This is a genomic window from Frankia sp. CeRuru1, assembly GCF_977966315.1.
In genome coordinates this window covers 3,986-7,843 of sequence record NZ_CDWWEW010000253.1, presented here as the reverse complement: position 1 = coordinate 7,843, position 3,858 = coordinate 3,986, and the positions used below count along the sequence as shown (strand labels likewise).

Here is a 3,858-nt window from a genome sequence, read left to right as displayed (position 1 = left end):
AGCCATCAACCCCGGTGTAGCCATCAGCCCCGGTTCGGCGGGCGTCAAGCCAGAACCACCGCGCACCGCCACAGCAGGACCGACCGCGGCTGTCCGGCCGGCCCTGCCTGGGCCTCGACCTCGACCCGCAACCACGCGAGCCCACCCCCGGCAGCGAGTGCCTGGGTGGACTCCACGGTGACTGTGCTGCTCAGCGAGTCACCTTCGTAGACCGGGCCGGTATGATCGCACCCGTCCCAGCCGGCGACCGTGACGATGTTGGGCAGTGCACGGCAGACCTGGGCTAGCGCCAGGCCGATGGTGTGCCCGCCATATACCAGACGCCGCCCGCCCGCGGCGATCTCGTCGTGATGCACGGTGGCGATGTTGAGCGTGAGCCGGGCCAGTTCAGGCGCCGAGGACACCACGTCGGCGCCAACCACCCGCCAGCGGCGGCCGACCGCGATATCGGCGAAATGCTCGCCGCCGCGCACCTGCTCGCGGAAGACGTCGAGCCGCCACGGCTCGACCGCGGCCACGAAGTCCGCCGGGGAGGGGTGTACACCGACCTCGTCGAGGTCATCGTGGTGACCGGTGTCCGCGTCGAGATCGGCCAGGGGCAGCATCGCGCAGCGCCAGAAATCCAGCACGGGTCGCAGCTGCTGATCCACCGTACGGACCCGCAGGACCGCCAGCCCGGTCGGACGGCGCCCCGGCCTGGGCCGGTTCTGCCGCAACCCGACGACCTCCGTGGTGGTGGACAACGTGTCGGCGATCGCCGGGAACCGACGGAACACGAAACCCCGGTAGAACAGGTTGGCCCGCACGTGCTGCGTCGCCAGCGTCGACTGCCCGATCGCGATATCCCACACCAGTGCGGGATGAGCAACCGGGCACCGCCCGGCCACGGCGCGGGCCAAGCCGTCGTCCAGGGGCAGCCGCAAACGATCGCCCACGATCGCCTGATGCATCGCCGCGTGCCCGCTGCTCAACGTGACCGACGGCGCGGCGTCGAACACGTGCCCGACCGCCAGGTGTTCGAAGTACGGACCCTGCGCCGAGACGAGCGGGCTGGCAGCCCCCGCTGTCGACCTGCCGCCGCCCACCGCTCGGCTCCTCCCTGCCTGCCGCCACTGCCTGTCACCGATCACTATTGGCCGTACATTATCTTTTAGGCGGGCAGGTGCGCCGCGGGCAGGTGCGCCGCAGACACGGGCGACCCAGGCACGGGCGACCCAGGTGTGAAACCGGGCGATCCAGGTGTGGCCCCGCGCTGGCGAGAGTCGGGAGTTGTGGATGGAATCGACCGCCGAGACGTTGGCCCGGTGGGCGCACGACTATGTGCCGAGTGCCGCGGACCTCGACCTGGCGCAGCGCTCACTGCTCGACACGATGGCTGTCACGCTCGCCGCCCGGCAGGACGATCTGGTGGCGCTGTCGGCCGGGTTGCCGGACGCGGCGCGCTGGGCGGCGGTCGGGCACGTCCTGGATTTCGACGACCTGCACCTGGAGTCCACCACCCACATCAGCGTGGTGTGCGTCCCCGCGACGCTGGCCGTCGGCGGGGACGCCCGCGCCTACCTGGCGGGAGCCGGGATGATGGCGCGGCTCGGGGCGGCGCTGGGCTGGTCGCACTATGCCGGCGGCTGGCACGCCACCTGTACGGCCGGGGCGCCGGCCGCCGCCGTGTCCGCATCGGTGGCGCTGGGCCTGTCGACCGAGCAGATCGCCACGGCGATCGCACTCTCGGTTCCCGCGGCCGGCGGGGTGCAGCGGGCATTCGGTTCCGCCGGCAAGTCCCTGCAGGTCGGCTTCGCCGCCGACGCGGGAGTTCGGGCGGCGAGGCTGGCCGCCGTCGGCGCCACCGCGGATCCGACCGCGCTGGACGCATGGCTACGACTGGTCGGCGGCGACCCGGACCGCATCGACGTGACCGGCCCGGCGGTGCCCGGCGGGCTGGCGATCAAGATTTTTCCCTGCTGCTACGCACTGCAACGCCCGATCAGCGCACTGCGCGAGCACCTGCCTGCCGACGCCGTCGCCTCGGGCATCACCGCGATCGAGGTGAGCACACCCGCGGGCGCGGTACAGCCGCTGATCCACCATCGGCCCCGCACCGGGCTGCAGGGGAAGTTCAGCCTGGAATATGCCATCGCCGCCGCGCTGCTGGACCCCCATCCCGGCTTCGGGAGCTTCACCGACCTCGCCGTGACCCGACCCGAAGCCCAGCGCCTGCTCCAGCTCGTAGCCGTCACCGAGACCCCCGGCGGTGACGGGCTGCTCTCCGGCCGCATCGACATCACGCTCACCCTCAGCGGTGGCGCCCGGTACTCGGTGAGCCAGCGGCTGCCACCCGGGTCGCCCGGGCGGCCACCTTCGGATCAGGACCTGCGCGCCAAGATCGCCGACTGTGGCCCCGACGTTCCCGCGCTGCTGACCGGACTGGACTGGGCGCGTGCCGCGACGCTGCTGGCAGACCACCTGCCTGGCCCCCCGCCTGGCGCTCCTGCCGCCCGCACGGGCGGACTGGACGGACTGGACGGACTGGACGGACAAGGATCGGCGTGACATGATCGAGCACCAGCAGCACCGCCCCGAGTCGGGCACGACGCCGGGCGCCGCGCCGCGATCCTCCTCGCAGCGCTCCCCCTCGCCGCACGTCCCGCTGCCGTTGGCCGGGGTGACCGTGGTCAGCCTGGAGCAGGCCGTCGCGGCCCCGTTCGCCACCCGCCAGCTGGCTGATTTCGGCGCGCGGGTCATCAAGATCGAACGGCCCGACGGCGGCGACTTCGCCCGCCGCTACGACGTGTCGGTGCACGGCCAGTCGAGCTACTTCGTGTGGCTCAACCGCTCCAAGGAATCCCTCACCCTGGACGTGAAGACCACCGAGGGGCGCGCGGTTCTGGAGGAGCTGCTGACCGAGGCCGACGTGCTGGTGCAGAACCTCGGCCCCGGCGCCGCCGCTCGCCTCGGCCTCGACGCCTCGGCCCTGGCCGACCGGCACCCTCGGGTGATCCCCTGCACGATCTCCGGCTACGGCACCGACGGGCCCTGGGCCGACCGGAAAGCCTACGACCTGCTCGTGCAGTGTGAGACCGGCCTCGTGTCGCTGACCGGTAGCCCGGACCAGATGGCGAAGGCCGGGATCTCGGTCGCCGACATCGCCGCCGGCATGTACGCCTACACCGGCATCCTCACTGCCCTCTACCGGCGCGCCACCACGGGGGCGGTCTCCACGGTCGAGGTGTCGTTGTTCGAGGCCCTCGCCGAGTGGATGGGTTCACCGGCCTACTACACCCGGTACGGCGGGCGGCAACCGGCACGGGTCGGCGCTCAGCACGCCACCATCGCCCCCTACGGCCCGTTCACCACCGCCGAGGACCAGACGGTGCTGCTGGCCATCCAGAACGAACGCGAATGGCACGCCTTCTGCCGGATCGTGCTCGACGACCCGGCCCTGGCCGAGGACCACCGCTTCGCGACCAACTCCGCGCGCGTCGCCCACCGCGACGCCCTCAACGGGGTGATCGCGGACCGATTCGCCGCGCTCGATACCGGCACAGTGCTGGCGTTGCTGGCCAAAGCCGGTATCGCCAACGCCCGGCTGAACTCCGTCGCCCACTTCCTCGACCACCCCGTCTTGACTGGCCGCGACCGGTGGCGCACCGTCGCCACCCCCGGCGGCGACATCGGCGCCCTCCTGCCCCCGGCCACCCTCACCGACCTGGACCCGGTGATGAACCCCGTTCCCGCCCTCGGCGAACACACCGACGCCATCCTGCGCAGCCTGGGCCGCACCGATACCGCCATCGCCGCGCTCCGTGCCGACGGCGTCCTCTGACCTCCGCCGACCCCCGGCCCCCCTTCAAAGAGGACCCA

3 protein-coding genes are annotated in these 3,858 nt (G+C 72.1%); 2 read left to right on the top strand and 1 reads right to left on the bottom strand.

All coding sequences use genetic code 11. From position 1 onward, the window contains the following. Positions 1-44: 44 nt before the first annotated feature. Positions 45-1,085, bottom strand: a complete 1,041-nt coding sequence (locus AC08OP_RS16995; protein WP_476615091.1) for a MaoC family dehydratase — start codon at positions 1,083-1,085, stop codon at positions 45-47. A gap of 190 nt (positions 1,086-1,275) precedes the next feature. Between AC08OP_RS16995 and AC08OP_RS16990 the strand changes: the two genes are divergently transcribed. Together AC08OP_RS16990 and AC08OP_RS16985 are read left to right on the top strand one after the other, a co-directional pair. After that, on the top strand, positions 1,276-2,547 hold the full coding sequence (locus AC08OP_RS16990; RefSeq protein ID WP_476615090.1) for an MmgE/PrpD family protein: 1,272 nt from the start codon (positions 1,276-1,278) through the stop codon (positions 2,545-2,547). Between the two features lies 1 nt (position 2,548). Beyond that, a complete protein-coding gene (locus tag AC08OP_RS16985; protein ID WP_476615089.1) occupies positions 2,549-3,820 on the top strand; it encodes a CaiB/BaiF CoA transferase family protein in 1,272 nt (423 codons plus the stop codon). Positions 3,821-3,858 lie beyond the last annotated feature (38 nt).